The following is a 19,050-nucleotide window of genomic DNA, read 5'->3' as shown; positions in this document are numbered from 1 at the left end:
CTGTTTATGTCTCACTTCTGGTACTTTTTATCTTTTTATGAATTTATTCTATTAATTTTACACACCTTTGGTGATACAAAATCCTGGAGGGATAACCCATTACTAGATATATAGTTTATTATAAAAACAAGCCACAGCCTAGCGACATATTAGAATTAAATAAAAAAAATGACATGTTAAAAACAGTATTCCCAACAATCCTGCTAATCGTTTGTTCGCTTTCTTATGGACAAAACAATCTTGAAAACACAGATTTAAAATACGATTTCGCCGGAAAATTAAGTACCGATGAACTTAAATTTACGAAACTACAATTTGATTGGGATTCAGAGGACATATTAATTGTTAATTATACACAACTAAGAACGGATTGTCATTTTGATAATCACACCCATAAAATAAACAGCGGAAAATGGTGGAGAAAATTTTATTCAGAAACAGATATAAGCAATTCTTTGGTTGTTTTTTTATGTTCCGAAAAGCACGAAGGGATTAAAGGCTTATATGTTGACAGAACAAACTTTTTTTTGAAACATTTCTTCAGTCGAAAAAAAAGCTGTTTTGCTGTTTTAATTATAAATAAAAATGGTGATTACTTACAGTTTAATGGTCATTATAGCGAGGAGCAAGTTTCTAATTATACTCAATATTTGAAATCCCTTTTATAAAACATCTTCAAATGCCATTCCTTTAAGAATGGCATTTTTTTATCCTGCAAATGTCAGTTTGTCACGTTTTAACACTTGGTACTTTTTTTGACTGTAACAAAACCGAAGAATGACGTTTAACAGTTTTCCACATTTGTGGGAATAATTTAATAAATTAAATTTATGGCAAAAGGAAACATTAATGTATCGGTAGAAAATATCTTCCCACTCATTAAAAAGTTTTTATACAGTGATCACGAAATCTTTTTACGTGAGCTAATTAGTAATGCAACCGATGCAACATTAAAATTAAAGCATTTAACAAGTATTGGCGAAGCTTCTGTTGAATACGGAAATCCACAAATTGAAGTTAAAATTGATAAAGATGGCAAGAAATTGCACATTATAGATCAAGGTTTAGGGATGACTGCAGATGAAGTTGAAAAGTATATTAACCAAGTGGCATTTTCAGGTGCAGAAGAGTTTTTAGATAAGTATAAAGACTCGGCTAAAGACTCTGGAATTATCGGTCATTTTGGTTTAGGTTTCTATTCGGCATTTATGGTTGCTGAAAAAGTAGAAATCATTACCAAATCTTACAAAGATGAACCAGCAGCACATTGGACTTGCGATGGCAGTCCAGAATTCACATTAGAAACAGCGGACAAAACAGCACGTGGAACCGAAATTATTTTGCATATCGCAGACGATTCTACCGAGTTTTTAGAAGAAGCACGTATTAGTGAATTATTATTAAAGTATAACAAGTTTATGCCTATTCCAATTAAATTTGGAACCAAGGAAGTAAACGATCCAGATTTTACACCAAAAACTACAACCGATAAGGATGGTAAGGAAACTACCGAGCCACATAAACAAATTACGGTTGATAATATTATAAACAACCCAAATCCAGCATGGACTAAATTGCCAACAGATTTGGAAGCAACGGATTATAATAACTTTTACCGCGAGTTATACCCTATGCAGTTTGAGGAGCCGTTATTTCACATTCATTTAAATGTGGATTACCCATTTAACTTAACGGGAATTTTGTATTTCCCAAAAATGACCAACGACCTCAACATTCAAAAAGATAAGATTCAATTGTACCAAAATCAGGTATATGTTACCGATAATGTGGAAGGCATTGTTCCCGAATTTTTAACCATGTTACGTGGTGTCATTGATTCGCCAGACATTCCATTAAACGTATCGCGTAGTTATTTGCAAGCGGATGGTGCTGTTAAGAAAATATCATCTTACATCACGCGTAAAGTGGCAGATAAATTGAAATCTCTTTTCAATAATAATCGTGAAGATTTTGAAAAGAAATGGGACGATATTAAGATTGTGATTGAATACGGAATGCTTTCAGAAGATAAATTTTTTGATAAAGCTGATGCGTTTGCATTGTACCCAACCGTAGACGGTAAATATTTTACATACGACGAATTATTCAACGCTATAAAAGCCAAGCAAACCGATAAAGATGGTAAGTTGGTTATTTTGTACGCATCCAATCAAGATGCACAACACAGTTATATTGAAGCGGCTAAAGCTAAAGGTTATGAGGTGTTGTTATTAGATTCGCCAATTGTATCGCATTTAATGCAGAAGCTAGAATCTAGCAAGGAGAATATAACCTTTGCTCGTGTGGATGCCGATCACGTGGATAATTTAATTAAAACCGATGATGCCAAGATTTCTAAATTATCAGAGGACCAAAAAGGGGCGCTTGAGGATTTACTGAAAGAAGTAATTCCACAGGAGAAATTCTCGGTACAGTTAGAAGCCATGGATAGTGATGCGTCACCATTTATGATTACGCAGCCCGAGTTTATGCGCCGTATGAAAGAAATGCAGCAAACTGGCGGCGGCGGTATGAACATGTTTGGTAATATGCCAGAAATGTACAATTTGGTAGTGAATACAAATTCCGCTTTAGTTGGCGAAATTTTAGAAACCAAAACCAAGAAAAAGCAAGAACGTTTAATTACACAGAGTTTGGATTTAGCGCGACTTTCACAAGGTTTACTGAAAGGTGAAGAGTTAACCAACTTTATTAAACGTAGCTATGAGATGATTAAATAAGACGATTATTGTTCTGTGTTTTAGAAAAACGCAGCCAACAATAATGCACTTATAAGATTAGTCAGCGAAGCTAAATAATAAAATAGATATTAGACCGCTTTGTTGTTAGATTATAGAATCAAAACGAAACCACTTCTTTACGGAAGTGGTTTTTTTGTGGGTTGGAATTACGTAGAAATTTGCGTTTAACTCATGATTATAAATTACTGTTACTGATAGGTGTCTCAACACCAAACAATTATAAAAAATTACGCAAAATGTCGTCTTTCAACTTCGGTAATCTATTTGTAATTTTTAGGTTTGTTGGAAACGAATAGATCATGACTTTAAAAATAGGAAAGGGTAATCCTGACGGTAATATTTTAATTATAGAAAGTATTGAGGTTGCATATGAAAAAAGCACTTATGATACGTACCAAATTTTTCACGATAGGGTACATTATTTGGTAACAAATAAATCTTTGAATTTTGAAACAAACTTTTATTTAGTCAAGCAAATTGATTTGAAACAAGAAAAAGAATTAATACTTAAGTTATCTAGAAAATTTAATGTAATAGTTTTAAATTGTGGAGATAATATTTTAAAGAATGAGATAGAATATTATTTCAATGTAAATTCACGAGAACAAGAGAAATGGAAAAGTGATGAATATTCGGTCTATGATAATTCTGATGAATCTAAAATAATTATTAACGTAAAAGATTTTAAAACTTTATCAGAGGATACATTCAATGATTTGGCATTTGAATTAACTGGATATATTAAAAGACCAGAAACAGTATATTATCAGTTTAGTTGCATAAAATGCGAAGAATTCAACCTTACAATTCTTCATAGATCAGAACCTATGCCAAGCAGCTGCAAATATTGTCAGGTTTCAATATTTGATTCTGAAGGAAATATAAATAATGATATGTCGATATTAGATAAGGAAAAACTAAAAAAATTACATAATGAACTATAAATTAGAATTTGAGGAGTTATTAGAAAAATGCATTAATCATAATCAATATGTTGGATTAGGCAATCCTAATGCAAAAATATTGTTTATCGGAAAGGAAGCAGGAGAACCATTTAAATCAAAAATCACTCAGGGTAGCGTAAAATCTTGGAAAGATGGTGAAATTGATTATTCAAAGAGCTTTGTACCAATTAAACCCGAGATGCAAAATCACAGACATACTTGGCAAAAGTATCAAAAATTATATGATAAAATATGCCAAAAGAATGAAACAAATCAATCCAATAAAAAGAATTATAAAATAACATTTGTAGAAAATGTTTTCACTACTGAATTAAGCAACTTACCAGCAAAAACGACAAATGAAGCAAAACAATTAGAAGGTTTTAAAACGGAATTAAAAAAAAGAAAAAATATTTTTTGGAAAAGTAAATTTATTCAAGATTTTCCTATTGTAGTGATTACTGCATCGGATAATAATTACATAGAAACTTATCCAGGAGAAGTATGTGAAATATTTGATGTCGATTTCGATAAACAAGTAGTTTGTACGGAGTTAAATAAAATGTGGATTCATTATTCTAAAAACCAAAATCCAAAATTAGTTATTCATACAAGACAACTAACAAATGGCGCATCAAATGAATTGATTGACAAAATTGCTGATATAATTATTGATTTTAAAATGAAGAATAACATTTCAATATGCAATAAATAATTTATTAACCCATGAAGTCAATAGAAAAAACCTGCCAAAACTGTATTCACTTTTTTATTTCAGGTATGTTACAAAGTTGGGGCGAAGGAGCTGGTTATTGCTTACTAATCCAAAATAATAAAAGTAAACAAATTTTAAAAAACGTAATCCGTCAAGCCAATAAAGATGCTTTAATGGGATTAAAGGACACCTGTAATAAATTTGAATCAGCTGAAAACTTGAAATAAAGCAGTTTAATCATCACAGCTAAATAATTTATATTTTAAATCCACTTCCCAACCGAAGTGGTTTTTTATACCCTAACCAAAACGTAAGTTTCACGCACCCAAAAACACGTTTGTCTCATTAGTTATTTCTAGATACCTGATAAACCGCTAGGTTTGAATCATAATTATAAAAATAACCATCATGAAAAACAATCTAAACGTAAGTATTAAAACACCATGTTCTGAAAATTACAAGCACTTTTCGCCTACAAAAGCAGGTGGATTTTGTAATTCCTGTGAAAAAGAAGTCATTGATTTTACCAACATGAAACCTGAAGCAATTATCAATTATTTCAAATTGAAAAGCAGCCAAAATACATGCGGCAGATTTAAAACCGCTCAATTAAAATCATTTAATCAATTACCTAAAACCAATAAAAGGCGCAATCTCATTGGTGGTTTTGGTTTAGCAATGCTGTCTTTTTTTAGTTTCAATGCTACTCACGCACAAGACAAGAAAACCGATACAACGAATACCAATTCCGAGGCAAAAGATATCCATCAAGAAAAAAACATTAGCGTAAAAGGAACTGTTTTAGATGAAAATGGTTTACCACTACCTGGCACCAACATTATTCTTAAAGACACAGCCATTGGGACACAAACGAATTTTGATGGTGAATTTGAATTCCCTGAAAAATTACAAAAAGGAGATGTTCTTATTTTTAGCTTTATAGGTTATAGCTCTAGAACCATTGTTATTAATAATGAAACCGCCTCGCCCACCGTTGAAATGGAAGTTAATATGGATGCTGTTACATGTATCGTTATGGGAAAAGTAGCCGTAAAAAAAGTTTACAAATCCAAGAAAAACAAATAGGCATGTCCATCCGGTATTTCTTAATTATCGTTTTTATCAGTACTATTTCACAGGCGCAAATATCAGATTTCAATGCTGTTAATTTTAAACAAGCCGATTATATAGCTAAAATGAATAAAGGTGCTAGTTTGGATAATTTACCGCTTTTAGCGCATAAGCTGACATCCAAACTATCAACCGATGTTGAAAAATTCAGAGCTATTTATACGTGGGTTTGTCAAAATATAACAGCCGATATGAATCAACAAAATAAAATTTTTAAAAAACGAAAAAAGTATAAAAACGATAGTCTAGGATATATTGCATGGAATAACACCTATTTAAAAACCACGTTTAAAAGGCTGCTAAAAGATAAAAAAACCATGTGTACCGGTTATGCTTACTTAATTAAAGAATTATCATTTTTAGCCAATATAGAATGTGAAATAGTAAATGGATATGGCCGTTCTGTGGCATCCAATATTGAAGCACTGGACATGGCTAATCATTCATGGAATGCCGTTAAATTAAATAACAAATGGTATTTATCCGATGCCACTTGGTCTAGTGGATATATAATTAACAATACCTTTATAGAAGATTATAATGACGGTTATTTTTTAACAGATCCTATATTATTTTCTAAAAGTCACTATCCCTTTGAAAAAAAGTGGTTACTAAATGGTTCAACCTCAACACAAACATTTGTAGCAGCGCCATTAATTTATGGTGAAACCTATGCGCATAAAATAATCCCGATCAGCCCCAAAGAAATGAATATTGAAATAGGCAAGAACCATGAAATACATTTTAGTTTTAAATCCCTTAAAACCATTTCTACAGATTCTATTTCGCTTATTAAATACGTTGGAATTACAGAACAACCATTAGAAATTTATAACATACATCATGACGATGACCTAATTTCCTTCACCTATAAATTTAAACACAAAGGTCATTATGATATACATGTAAAAATTAACAAAGATGTGGTTGCTACCTATGTGATCAACGTATCTTGATATGGATTAATAGATTTTTTTTATATAATGTATTCTAAAACCGCTTCTAAACCGAAGTGGTTTTTTTGTGTGTTGGAGTTACGTAGAACTACGTAGTAAGGTTGTTGTATATATTTATTAAATTGGGTTTGTATATTTAATCGGTATATACACCATTACACATACACATAGGTTGGCAGTAATTAAAAACAGCATCCTGAATGAATTATGTAGAAAAATATAAAGAATTAAAGCCTATATATGAAGGTTTCTCACTAAGTCTCATTATACTTCTTAAATCTATTCTTGATGCTAATGACATTAAGTATCATTTGATTGAAGGTAGGTCGAAAGAAATAGAAAGTTTTAAAAACAAAATTGAATCAAAAAAAGGAAAATATGGAAATCCATTAAAAGAAGTAATGGATTTATGTGGAGTTCGAATTATTGTATATTATCGAACAGATATAGATAAAACTGATTCTTTAGTTCGGGAGAACTTTCACGTTGACTTAAACAATTCTGTAGATAAAAGTACAATTTTAAAAAGTAATGAATTTGGCTACTTATCCAATCATTATATAGTTAAGATTAATTCAATTCGTTCGCACTTACCAGAATGGATTAAGTTTAATGATTTATTTGCAGAAATTCAATTAAGAACTGTTCTTCAACATTCTTGGGTAGCTATTTCTCACGAACTTGAATATAAAAGCAAATTCGATGTTCCTGATTTACTCAAAAGAAAATTATTTAGACTTGCAGGATTGTTTGAATTAGCTGACGAACAATTTGTTCAAGTGAAACAAAAACAATTTGAGTTATCCCAAGCAATTGAAAACAAAACAGATATTGAAAATATACCAGTATACAATGAGTTAAATCTTGACACTGTCAAACACTATTTTAATGAAAATGAATTACTATTAAAAGAGTATTGGGAATTTGCTAACAAAGCTGGTTTTGACTATGCTGAAGATGACAAAAATTTAAATGTATATTTTTCACTTATTGTAAATATTGCGAAACAATTAGGATTAAATACTATTGAAGACCTGAATCAGAATTTAGAAAAGTCAAAAGAGTTTGCTAATGAATATATTGAACTTCAATTTTTAGGCCAAGACCCTGACGATTCTTGAGGAAGATATTGGATTGCTGATGAAATGTTTATAGTCTATTTGGTTTTAATGAGTCAACTCAACGAAAAAGAATTAAAAGATTATAATCCTAGAAACTGGTCAGAAGAGGTTCTAGATAGAGTTAAAAATGTTATAAGTAATTGGAAAAAGAAATAACTACTGCCAACAAAGTACTGTGCTACAAAACAAGCAATTAAGCTCTCACAAACTGAAAAGGGAATCTGAAAAGACCTTCTTTTTTTATGAAATAAAAATTACAGGAAATTTGTAGTTCAAAACCTGTATCATTTTTAAATTATTTTAAATTCATGGGTAACAAAATTTAGACAATCTGTATATAAGTTTAAATAACTTAAATTATCAGATTATGAGAACTAAAATTTTATTACTCACAATATGCATTATAACGATAACAAATTGTGATTCTTCCTCCGATTCCATCACGCCTACCGTTGTTCCAAATACGTTTAATCATTTATATATTGAAACGCAAAACACAGGGTCCTTTGCATGTAACGAATGGGCCTTTCATGAGAATTTCGGAACATCGCCAACTGGTCTAAAACGAGACGACACACTTTTGCCGGCAACTTTTGGCACCAGTTTAAGAATGACTCAATCTTCAGCTTATTCTAAAATTGATATTCAAGGAGCCAAGCGTTATGTTGTTTCTTCAGGAGACCGAGTGCTTGTATATGATGCGTCTTCAGCTAATACACCAGCGCCTTTAGAGTTTCCCATTGCTCATATAAATGCCATGGAATTTATAAATAATCGTTTTTTTATGGTTGTAAATTATGAATTAAAAGAATATGATGTCATGACTATGACACCAATAAACACCTTTAATCCTATCCAACTGTTGCCAACAGCTAGATGTTCTAATATGACTTCTAAAGGTGATTTTCTATATGTGATTGCCAGTCATAATTTTTATAAAATTGATACGTCTGGATCAGGCGCATTAGTTGCCAACTATCCAAAACAACTTTCGCCATTAAATCGAGATGGTTTAGAATATGTAAATAATCCCAATCCTGCGTCACCTTGCCATGATGCCTTTTATTTAGTGAGAGAAGGCGCCGCATCAAAAGAACTGGTTACCATAGATGAAGCAACTGGTAATGAAACGGTGATTACAGATTTAACATACACCTTTACCTCTAATGGCAGTCGAATTTCAGCAGTATTAGATTATACAACCGAATATTATTATGTGTATAGTTTAAACTCGCACGTCCTTAATGAGTCAACCGTTACGGCTATAGATTTAACCCCTAATTCTGGCGTTGTGGCACCTGTATCAATTGAAACAATTCCAGGATATTATTTTGGTGTGCAATTAAAAGATTAAATTAATCTTCCAATAATCTTGAAAACATGCCGCGTCTTTATTGATAGGCATGTTTTAATTTTTGTCGTAGATATAAACACCTGTTCCTTTTTGTGACAGATACTTTTATATACTACATGTACACGCAACCTTTAAAGCTTTTTCCCATCTACACAATAAATAACGCATCATGAAAAAGTTACTGGTTTTAATTATTTTGAGTACCACACTATTACATTGTTCAAATGATGATGATGAATGTGGCGATCTTTCCATTTCTATCCCTTAATATTTCTCATATAAAATTGTTAGCTTTGAAGTAACTTCAACTGATGATTGGACTTTAAGCTCTTTCATCGCTGTTGAAAATCAAATACAATTACAACTACGTCCTCAATTACTATGAAAAATCGAACACTCATTAAAAACGGCTTATTGTTCTCTGGGTGTCAAGATGAAAAAGCGAAAATTCAAGATATTTTAATTCTTGAAAATGGTGAAATCGTTAACATAGGAATCATTGAAGCAGATGAAGAAGTGCACATAATTGATGCCAAAGGAAAATGGATGGTTCCTGGTTTTGTAGATTCGCATACACATTATGATACAGAATTAATTGCTTCTCCAGGACTTAAAGAATCGGCTAGACATGGTGTTACGTCCATTATTTTGGGGAGTTGCTCGGTGAGTGCTATTTACAATTCACCTGAAGATATTTCGGACTCGTTTACTAGAGTTGAAGCCATTCCAAGAGATATTATGTTGCCCTTACTTCAAAAAGAAAAAACGTGGACCAATGCCAAGGAGTGGAAAGCCTATATTTCCAAATTACCCTTAGGCATTAATGTGGCTTCCTTTGTAGGGCATTCAGATTTACGCATGCATGCCATGGGTATTGAACGTTCTTTACAAGATAATGAAACCGCTACAAAAGAGGAACAAGACCACATGCTCCACATGCTAAATGAGGCTTTGGATGCAGGTTTTATAGGGTTGTCCACTATGGATAATCCATGGGATAAAATGGATGGCAATCGGTATTGGTCGCATAAAACACCATCATTTTACTCGTCATGGAAAGAACGAAAAAAACCTGATTGAATTACTGCGAAAACGCGATGCCATTTTACAAGGCGCGCCAAATCTAGTCACCAGAATTAATGCCATTAATTATATGTTGGCCAGTTCAGGAGTCTTTAGAAAAACACTTAAAACAACCATGATTGCCATGATGGATTTAATTGGCGACCGCTATATTTATCCATTAATTTCAACAGCAAGTAAAGCTATTAATACCATAGCCAATGCAAGCTTTAGAATGCAATCGCCGCCTTGCCCATTTACGGTTTATTACGATGGCGTAGACTCAGTGATGTTTGAAGAATTTCCTAGTGGTGAAGCCATGAGGCACCTAGCCAAAAATTTAGACGAAAGAAACGACTTGATTAGAGATCCTGAATTTAGAGAGGCCTTTAAAAAGGAAATAAAGAAAAAATTTGCGCCCAAAGTTTGGCATAAAGATTTAAGCAAAACCTTGATTATTGATTGTCCAGATTCGAGCATGATTGATAAAAACTTTTATGATCTTGCTGAAGAACACCAGCAGCATCCCGTAGATTTCTTTTTGGACACTATAATTCAATATGATAAAAAGATTAGATGGACAACCACCATTGCCAATGATCGCGTTGAAAAATATGATAACTTGTATAATCATAAACATAATTTAATTAGCTTCTCGGATGCTGGAGCCCACTTAAACAATATGGCCTTCTATAATTTTCCGTTGAAAATGATAAAAGTCGTCCAAGAATCTATAGATGCTGGCAAGCCAATTATGCCCATGGAAAAATGTATCTGGCGATTAACAAAAGAGCAAGCCGATTGGTTTGGTTTAGATTGTGGACACCTAAAACCAGGTAAAATAGCCGATTTGGTAATTATTGATCCTAATAAATTTGATGCCATTACAGAAACTGTAGAAACGGGACAGATTGAAGAATTTAATAATTACGACCGACTTGTGAATAGAAATCACGGAACCGTTTCCCGAGTTATGGTTGGCGGAAAAACTATTTTTGAAAATGAAAATTTTGTATCGGATTATGCCACCACTAAAAAGTATGGTAGATTTCTAGAGAAACAATAAAACGGATAACAACAGAGATATAAGTTATTATACATGAGCACAGTCAAAATTTATCAAGATGTTAATAGAGAAAAGGAAAGCGCCAGTTTTGGGATTTCCAAAATGGAAGCTATTTACACCAAACGAAATGGAGAAGTTGACGAGCCCCACAGACATAATTATTACACGGTTTTAATAATCAATAAGGCAAAGGGACAACATAAAATTGATTTTAATACTAACAATTTAGCAAACCAACAAATTTTCTTTGTAGCTCCCGGACAAGTACATCAAGTTATAGAAACAGAACAATCGTTTGGGTATGCCATGACATTTTCCAATCAGTTTTTAGTAGAAAACTCTATTCCCCTATCCTTTATTGAAAGTTTGAATCTCTTTCACAATTACGGACAAAGCCCTCCATTAGAGCCAAATAATGATCAATTTAAAAATATAGAACATTTTGCGCATCAAATTTTCAATTTATTCAATAGTAATGCAAAAATGAAATTCTTATCTATTGGTTCATTTTTAAAACTCTTACTGATAGAGTGTAATAATATTTGTTCCATTAACCCCATTGAATCTGATGTTGACACCTCTGGAGATAACCTGATTAGGACCTTTAAAAATGCGGTAAACAATCACTACAAAAAAGAGCATTCTACCACTTTTTACGCCAATGCGCTTCATATAACACCAGATCATTTAAACCGAACTTTTAAAGCTAGAATTGGTAAAACTGCCAAAGATTATATTCAAGCCCGAATTATAACTGAAGCTAAAAGGTTACTCTATTTCACCGATTTAAACACGAAGGAAATAGCCTATGAATTAGGTTTCAATGAGCCTGCCAATTTTAGTGCCTTCTTCAAAAAGCATACACAGGTATCGCCTTCAAGCTTCAAGAAAAACGAGATTACATCATAATTTAGAGCCGTATATCGGATTTTCATAAGCTTATCCCCTTTTTTCATATTCCACAGGTTTCCAATTGGTTATATATTTGTATCATACTTTTAAAGCAACGATATGAACCGTAAGAAATTTATAAAAAATGTCCTTTTAACTGGTGTTTTTGGTGCTATTGCTCCGCAAACCTTTAATGCAAGCACGAGCAAAACCACAAAATCCACTTACAACACATTAATGCAACAAGTAGGATTTAATCATCTGCCTGCCGATCAGGTAGGTTTAACAAACAAAAACATACATACTATGAATACAATAATTCACAGAGCAGAAACACGAGGCGCAGCGAATCACGGTTGGTTAAACTCACACCATACTTTTAGCTTCGCAAATTATCACAATCCAGAAAGAATGAATTTTGGCGTACTACGCGTATTAAATGATGATACGGTAGCTGCAGGAATGGGCTTTGGAACACATCCTCACGACAATATGGAAATTATCTCCATTCCTTTGGCAGGCGATTTGGAACATAAAGACAGTATGGGAAATGTGGCTGTCATTAAAGAAGGTGATGTACAAGTATTAAGTGCTGGAACTGGTGTTACGCATTCCGAATACAATAAAAACAAAGACAAGGAAGTGAAATTTCTACAGATTTGGGTATTTCCTAAAACCAAAAATGTAACGCCACGATACGATCAAGTTTCTATTAGAGATATTTCTAAAGAAAATGAATTTTACCAAGTGCTTTCGCCTAATAAAGATGATCAAGGCGTTTGGATTAATCAAGACGCGTGGTTTCATTTAGGAAATTTCACCAAAGGAAGCACCGATGAATACAAAATCAAGAAAACAGGTAATGGCGTGTATGCATTTATTCTGGAAGGTGCTGTAGAAATTAACGGCGAAAAGCTTTCCAAACGAGATGGTATGGGAATTTGGGACACAGATAGCATTACTGTAAAAGCATCAGAAAATGCCCGTGTTCTTTTAATGGAAGTACCCATGACCATGTAAGCGCAACCCTTTAAACATTTTTTATAACCTTAAAAAAACACCATGGAATTAATAATTAAAGAACAAGAGAACAAAGGCTTTGCAATGGCTAGGGAAAATAATAAAAGAGCAGGATTAATGACCTATTCCATTGCAGGTGAACAGCATATAATTATTGATCACACAGAAGTTGATCCTGAATTTCAAGGCAAAAATATTGGAAAACAATTGCTCTACAAAATTGTAGAAATGGCAAGAGAAAAAAATATTAAAATTACACCTCTTTGCCCTTATACCAATGCACAGTTTAAAAAGCTTGCAGACATTCAAGACGTATTAAAAAAATAATAAATAACAATTAAAAACGATAACAATGAAAAATAACACAAATTGGTCTATTGACACCGCACATTCAGAGATTGCTTTTAAAGTAAAGCACATGATGATTTCAACAGTAACTGGTCATTTCGAAGATTTCCAGGCAACTGCAAAAACAAATGGCGATGATTTTAACAATGCTATTTTAGAATTTAGTGCCAAAACAGCATCTATTAACACTAAAAATAAAGATAGAGACACACATTTAAAATCGGATGATTTTTTCAACTCTGAAAAATTCCCTGAAATGACTTTTGTTTCAAAATCTTTTAATGGTGATACATTGGTGGGCGATTTAACAATAAGAGACGTAACCAAAGAAATTACGTTGGACGCCGAACTTAATGGTATTGCAGTAGATCCTTACGGACAAACAAAAGCTGGATTTGACATGACAGGAAACATTAACAGAAAAGATTTCAATTTAACGTGGAGTGCTGTAACGGAAGCAGGAAGCATTGTTGTTTCCGATAAGGTGAAATTGGTACTTGATGTACAATTCATCAAGCAATCATAAGCTAAATTCCATAGAGTTATAGATAGTAGAATGGGGTGGTTCTAAAAATAAACACCCATAAATTTATCAAAAACCACTTCAAAACTGAAGTGGTTTTTTTGTACGAAAAAACAAAATCAACTATCTAAAAAAACATGTTTAAACGAAGGAACATTTAAACAATACACATGTTAAAACCCCATATTTATTCACGTTTACACGTGGTGCTGTAACAAAAATGGAAAGGAGACGTCCAATAGGCTCATCATCAATCAAAAAACAAATCACATGTATAAATTAGCTGCCTTTATTTTGCTGTTGACAATAAGCCTCACTATTCAAGCTCAAAATAATCCAGTTCAACCGGTTCAAAAAAACGATGGTTGGAAAACAAAAAGCTCATTGTTGGGCAATTTGCCAATAAAGGAAATGGATAGCCTTATTTCCTCTAATGAATTTAAAGAAATTTCAAGTGTTGTAATTGCTCATAATGGAAACCTTATTTTCGAGAACTATTATAACAATCATAATTCAGATACCAAACACAATACGCGCTCGGCTACCAAAACTATTACAGGAACGCTCATTGGAACTTTAATTCAAGACGGAAAATTAAAATCGGTACGCGAGGTAGCTTCAAAATATTCTAAAGTTACCAGTTTACAAAATCCCGACACGCGAAAAAATGATACTACTATTAAAGATTTACTAACCATGTCGTCAATTTTGGAATGCGATGATTGGAACCCAAATTCTCGTGGACAAGAAGAGCGCATGTATATTATTGAAGATTGGGTCAAATTCTATTGGAATTTACCCATAAAAGGATTTCCAGAATGGGTAACCAAACCAATAAATTCCAAATATGGCCGGAGTTTTAGTTATTGTACGGCTGGCGTTGTTGTTTTAGGGGATATAATTAACACTGTTTCGGGATCACTGGAGCGTTATGCAGACAAAGCTCTTTTTTCAAAATTAGGGATTACAAATTATCATTGGCAAGTAACGCCAACAGGACTGCCCATGGCAGGTGGTGGACTTGGTCTTAAAAGTCGCGATTTACTGAAAATTGGTCAATTATATTTAAACCAAGGCAGCTGGAATAATGAGCAAATTATTTCAAAAGAATTTATTGCCGAATCAACAACACCTCATGCAGAGGTGGGAATGTTTAATTATGAATATGGTTATTTGTGGTGGCTGTCAAATTTTGGAAAAGAGAGCAAAGAAAAAGCCTACTTTATGTCTGGTATCGGAGGGAACAAAATAGCTGTTTTTCCTGATTTAGATTTGGTAGTCGTTTTAACGAGCACCTATTTTAACGGTGGCTTGGATTCTCATCACCAAACAACCAAATTATTAAACGATTATATTGTCCCTGAAATACATAACCTTAAAAATTAAGACCCTATTTTTTAAGTTATACTTTTTAAAGCTACCCACATCATGACAAAATATATTTTACTCACTTTTTTATTAATAGTTTTAAATTGCAGTGATAAACCAAAACAGGCTATTGAAACCCAAAAGAATACGGGTAATATTACACAGATTATTGACAGTCTTGCAACTAAAATGGTTCAAGACTCTTTAATAAATGCCACGTCTATCGCCATTTTTTTCAACGGAAAAGAATACATTCAACATTATGGCGAATTAGAAAAAGGCAAGGGTAACACACCCACTAATAACACTATTTATGAAATTGGCTCCTTAAGTAAAGTTCTAACAGGAACGTTGATGGCACAAGCTGTTTTGGAGAATAAGATAAGTTTGGAGGATAATATTACAAAATACCTCAACGACGGTTATAGCAATCTAAGTTTTGAGAACCATCCCGTAAAAATAAAACATGTTTTAACACATACCGCCGGATTACCGAATATGCTGCCTCCGGAAATGAATACAATTATGGGTGATTTTTTAAACTATGAAACACCAGCAAAAATAAATACCGTTTTAGAGTATTATAATCAAACAAAGTTCTTAAAGGATCTTCACAGCATAAAAATTGATACCATTCCCGGTTATAAATATGCGTATTCTAGCACAGGAACTGAATTGTCAGCACACATATTAGAAATTGTTTACAAAACGAATTTTGAAGATTTGTTGAAAAAATTCTATTCTGAAAAAGTCGGCATGGCACACACAAAAATTAAATTAAATGACACTGAATTATCTCAATTAGCAGTTGGATATCATGTGGATAATCCAATTATAACATCGCCTATGGGGAAACTACCTTGGGGCGCAGGTGGAAATATTAAAACAACGGTTTCTGATATGATGAAATTTGTTCAATATCAGCTTGAAAATAATGCCATTGTTCAGGAATCTCATAAATCCGTGTTTCAATATAACGATGAATTTGGTCTTGGGTATTTTTGGAATATTGATAAATCCAACGATACGTTAGGCACACAATATACACATCATGGCGGTGTACCTAGATCACAGTGTTTTATGTATATAATTCCCGAACACAATATGGGCGCTTTTATTATTACCAACCAAAGCGGCATGAATACGGCTTCAAAAATGCTAGCCATTTTAAATCCTGTTTTTGATGAACTAATTCAACAATCCAAATGAAAAAAGATATATTTTATTCGGGTAAAATTGAAATAAAGCCCAATTTTTGCACACTTTTTTTTAGTAAAAAGTATAATTACACCATAAATATTTTCAATAGCATTATAAAATAATAGCTAAAAATTTCTGCTCCTAACCTGTAGAAATTAAGTATCTTCATATCAATTAAAAAAAAGAAAAATTATGAAAAAATTAAATGTAATGATGTTTGCGCTATCACTTTTGGCAACGATTGGCATGCAGGCGCAAGAACAAATTGAAACTAAAGATTCTAAATTTAACATTTTAGCTTCTGGTGGTATTGGTTATGGTATTATGGACAATGATAATGCTCCAAATTACAACATGAATAGTAATACGGGAGATTTATTATTGAATTATCGTGTTCATTCAAAATTTGGAATAGCAACAGGGGTTGGATTTAATCAATTAAGCGGAAATGGCTTTAATGCCATTGGTAATTTTTACCACGAGCGTTATTTAATAAGAATTCCTTTATTACTAACATTTGACAAACAAGTTGCAGATAAATTCAGCATAATAGGACATTTGGGACCTTATGCTCAAAACGTTTTTAAGGATGAATATTCGTTTAATGCAGCGAAAATTGAAGATGTTTATGACGGTTGGAACTTCGGATTTCAATTAGGTCTTGGTTTTGTATATCAAATAGAACCGCATTTTGGTATTGGTATAAATTATACGGGACAATCAGACTTCACTAAGTTGGAAACTCGAAACAGCGCTGTTTTTAATGACGAACAAAAGCTAAAAAACTTAAATACCTTCGGTTTAGTTTTGCAATTTAATTTGTAAAGTTTCAAACCACATGTTAATGTGCATATAACAAAAAAACCACTTCAAAACTGAAGTGGTTTTTTTGTTATATGAAATTAGAGTGAGCTTCATACCAAAATTTAATCTCAAATTAGTTAGATTTGGAATGCGTGCCATTCAATTTTAGTAATTATGACACAACTTTTTATGCTCTAATGAATCCATTTTTTTCAAAAAACCCAACTTAAAAACCTAATAACTTAACCTTAAAAACGTATACACATGGAAAATGAAAACGCCAACCTAAACACGCCAAAACAAAGACATGGATGCGTAACAGCATGGTTAATTTTAATGATAGTAGTTAATGCTATAACGGCGCTATCTTACCTTATAGCAGGCGATTCCGTCTCCGAAAGCTTTCCAGGCAGCGTGTCTAATTTCACGTTAATAATTCTTGCTCTTTTAGGCATAGCCAATGTAATTTTTGCCGTTTTATTATTTCAATGGAATAAACTTGGATTTTGGGGGTTTCTTTCTACAAGTTTAGTAGCATTGCTTATAAATTTAAGTATTGGTATTCCCATTGGTCAATCTTTATTAGGTTTATTAGGTATTGTTATTTTATACGCGGTTTTACAAATTAAAAGAGAGCATGTTCCTGCCTGGGATTATTTAGAATAATCCTTCTAAAAGTGAAATGTTATTTTGTTTTAAAGAATTTCGCTACCCTAGAGATATCACAATTCAATATATAAAACCAATTCCTAATTAAACCATTTAAGTATTTGTACATTTATAATGACTTCTGAAAAAAAGAGGATTAAAAAATTATATTTATAGTAAAAAACTGGCGCCAATAAAAGCTTATTAAATTAAAAAACATGTGTCACAAATTCCAAAAACACGTTACGGAGCATTTTGAAAAAGCATCAGTCCGTTTAGTTGTATTAAGCTTACTTGTTTTCAGTCAGTTGTCGTGTAACCAACATAAAGATGACTATGATAGCGCCATGAATAATCAAGATTCCCTAGTGAACCGAGGTCAAGTCGTTTTTCAAAATAACTGTGGTATGTGTCATAAAATTGATAAGCAAGCAGCTGGGGTAACAATGCATTCTTTTTCTGAAACCATGAAAAAAAATGATTTATACAAATTTTTAATTGAAGGTAAGCAGCACCCACAAGTAAAAATTTCTCTTAAAGAAACAGAGGCTCTTACCGCGTTTATAAATAATAAATAACCATACTATGACAAAAGCGCACTTATAGTCTAGTAACCGATTATCTTAATAAAATATTTTGATACAGTACGCGGCAATAAAGCGCCAATATCTTATTTTTATTAAAAAGCAATTTAGAATTTTATGAAAACAACACCAAAACATAATGAACGCGTAGCCAACATGACATTCGCGTCCGTATTTCCACATTATGTTACAAAAGTGGAAAAGAAAGGCCGAACAAAAGAAGAATTATATGAAGTTATTGAGTGGCTAACAGGTTTTAATAAAACCAACCTACATAAGCTTATTGATGAGAAAGTTACGTTTGAAACATTCTTTAATAAAGCAACTTTAAATCCACATGCAGACCTTATTACAGGTGTAATTTGTGGTTACCGCATTGAAGAAATTGATAACCCATTAACAAAACAAGTCCGTTATTTAGATAAATTAATAGATGAGTTAGCAAAAGGTAGAAAAATGGATAAAATATTACGTAAAACAAACGTTTAATTTAGTTAAAAGTAGACGGACATCAAGAAAGAATTAGATGTCTTTTTTCAATCAAAAAAAGAAA

General features: G+C 32.5%; 21 protein-coding genes. All 21 read left to right on the top strand.

Annotated elements, in window-relative coordinates; genetic code table 11:
- Positions 1 to 173: 173 nt before the first annotated feature.
- The 21 genes from ACFPH8_RS08615 (at position 174) to ACFPH8_RS08515 (ending at position 18,986) form a co-directional block, all read left to right on the top strand.
- Positions 174 to 668, top strand: coding sequence for a hypothetical protein (locus ACFPH8_RS08615; RefSeq protein WP_376860171.1), 495 nt, complete (start codon positions 174 to 176; stop codon positions 666 to 668).
- Between the two features lie 162 nt (positions 669 to 830).
- A complete protein-coding gene (htpG, locus tag ACFPH8_RS08610) occupies positions 831 to 2,741 on the top strand; it encodes a molecular chaperone HtpG (protein ID WP_376860169.1) in 1,911 nt (636 codons plus the stop codon).
- A gap of 320 nt (positions 2,742 to 3,061) precedes the next feature.
- The gene (locus ACFPH8_RS08605) at positions 3,062 to 3,706 is read left to right on the top strand and encodes a hypothetical protein (RefSeq protein WP_376860167.1); all 645 of its coding nucleotides are present in this window, start codon (positions 3,062 to 3,064) and stop codon (positions 3,704 to 3,706) included.
- Positions 3,696 to 4,421 (top strand): hypothetical protein, encoded by a 726-nt coding sequence (locus tag ACFPH8_RS08600; protein WP_376860165.1) that lies wholly within the window; start codon positions 3,696 to 3,698, stop codon positions 4,419 to 4,421. The genes ACFPH8_RS08605 and ACFPH8_RS08600 overlap by 11 nt, the downstream gene beginning before the upstream one ends.
- An 11-nt stretch (positions 4,422 to 4,432) precedes the next feature.
- Positions 4,433 to 4,648 (top strand): hypothetical protein, encoded by a 216-nt coding sequence (locus ACFPH8_RS08595; RefSeq protein WP_376860163.1) that lies wholly within the window; start codon positions 4,433 to 4,435, stop codon positions 4,646 to 4,648.
- A gap of 181 nt (positions 4,649 to 4,829) precedes the next feature.
- Entirely contained in the window at positions 4,830 to 5,507 is a 678-nt protein-coding gene (locus ACFPH8_RS08590) for a carboxypeptidase-like regulatory domain-containing protein (RefSeq protein WP_376860161.1), read from the top strand.
- 2 nt (positions 5,508 to 5,509) lie between these two features.
- On the top strand, positions 5,510 to 6,508 hold the full coding sequence (locus ACFPH8_RS08585) for a transglutaminase domain-containing protein (RefSeq protein WP_376860159.1): 999 nt from the start codon (positions 5,510 to 5,512) through the stop codon (positions 6,506 to 6,508).
- A gap of 200 nt (positions 6,509 to 6,708) precedes the next feature.
- The gene (locus ACFPH8_RS08580) at positions 6,709 to 7,629 is read left to right on the top strand and encodes a GTP pyrophosphokinase (RefSeq protein WP_376860157.1); all 921 of its coding nucleotides are present in this window, start codon (positions 6,709 to 6,711) and stop codon (positions 7,627 to 7,629) included.
- Positions 7,630 to 7,996: 367 nt separating this feature from the next.
- The gene (locus ACFPH8_RS08575) at positions 7,997 to 8,983 is read left to right on the top strand and encodes a hypothetical protein (protein WP_376860155.1); all 987 of its coding nucleotides are present in this window, start codon (positions 7,997 to 7,999) and stop codon (positions 8,981 to 8,983) included.
- 381 nt (positions 8,984 to 9,364) lie between these two features.
- Positions 9,365 to 10,063, top strand: a complete 699-nt coding sequence (locus ACFPH8_RS08570; protein WP_376860153.1) for an amidohydrolase family protein — start codon at positions 9,365 to 9,367, stop codon at positions 10,061 to 10,063.
- On the top strand, positions 9,990 to 11,111 hold the full coding sequence (locus tag ACFPH8_RS08565) for an amidohydrolase family protein (RefSeq protein WP_376860151.1): 1,122 nt from the start codon (positions 9,990 to 9,992) through the stop codon (positions 11,109 to 11,111). Before ACFPH8_RS08570 ends, ACFPH8_RS08565 begins: the two co-directional genes overlap by 74 nt.
- A gap of 33 nt (positions 11,112 to 11,144) precedes the next feature.
- Entirely contained in the window at positions 11,145 to 12,020 is an 876-nt protein-coding gene (locus tag ACFPH8_RS08560; RefSeq protein ID WP_376860149.1) for an AraC family transcriptional regulator, read from the top strand.
- Positions 12,021 to 12,308: 288 nt separating this feature from the next.
- Positions 12,309 to 13,022, top strand: a complete 714-nt coding sequence (locus ACFPH8_RS08555; RefSeq protein WP_109308133.1) for a pirin family protein — start codon at positions 12,309 to 12,311, stop codon at positions 13,020 to 13,022.
- A 42-nt stretch (positions 13,023 to 13,064) separates the two neighbouring features.
- On the top strand, positions 13,065 to 13,349 hold the full coding sequence (locus tag ACFPH8_RS08550) for a GNAT family N-acetyltransferase (RefSeq protein ID WP_376860147.1): 285 nt from the start codon (positions 13,065 to 13,067) through the stop codon (positions 13,347 to 13,349).
- Positions 13,350 to 13,374: 25 nt separating this feature from the next.
- Positions 13,375 to 13,896, top strand: a complete 522-nt coding sequence (locus ACFPH8_RS08545) for a YceI family protein (RefSeq protein WP_376860145.1) — start codon at positions 13,375 to 13,377, stop codon at positions 13,894 to 13,896.
- A 267-nt stretch (positions 13,897 to 14,163) separates the two neighbouring features.
- Positions 14,164 to 15,279: a serine hydrolase domain-containing protein gene (locus ACFPH8_RS08540; protein WP_376860143.1), complete on the top strand. Its 1,116-nt coding sequence runs from the start codon at positions 14,164 to 14,166 to the stop codon at positions 15,277 to 15,279.
- A gap of 42 nt (positions 15,280 to 15,321) precedes the next feature.
- A complete protein-coding gene (locus ACFPH8_RS08535; protein WP_376860141.1) occupies positions 15,322 to 16,470 on the top strand; it encodes a serine hydrolase domain-containing protein in 1,149 nt (382 codons plus the stop codon).
- A 183-nt stretch (positions 16,471 to 16,653) separates the two neighbouring features.
- A complete protein-coding gene (locus ACFPH8_RS08530) occupies positions 16,654 to 17,286 on the top strand; it encodes an outer membrane beta-barrel protein (protein ID WP_376860139.1) in 633 nt (210 codons plus the stop codon).
- A gap of 243 nt (positions 17,287 to 17,529) precedes the next feature.
- Entirely contained in the window at positions 17,530 to 17,931 is a 402-nt protein-coding gene (locus ACFPH8_RS08525) for a hypothetical protein (protein ID WP_248395198.1), read from the top strand.
- A 200-nt stretch (positions 17,932 to 18,131) separates the two neighbouring features.
- Entirely contained in the window at positions 18,132 to 18,491 is a 360-nt protein-coding gene (locus ACFPH8_RS08520) for a c-type cytochrome (protein WP_376860137.1), read from the top strand.
- Positions 18,492 to 18,614: 123 nt separating this feature from the next.
- Positions 18,615 to 18,986, top strand: coding sequence for a DUF2200 domain-containing protein (locus ACFPH8_RS08515; RefSeq protein WP_376860135.1), 372 nt, complete (start codon positions 18,615 to 18,617; stop codon positions 18,984 to 18,986).
- Positions 18,987 to 19,050: the final 64 nt, after the last annotated feature.

The sequence above is a fragment of the Bizionia hallyeonensis genome, assembly GCF_042657385.1.
GTDB classification, from domain to species: Bacteria; Bacteroidota; Bacteroidia; order Flavobacteriales; family Flavobacteriaceae; genus Algorimicrobium; species Algorimicrobium hallyeonense.
This window is presented reverse-complemented; position numbering and strand designations above follow the sequence as displayed.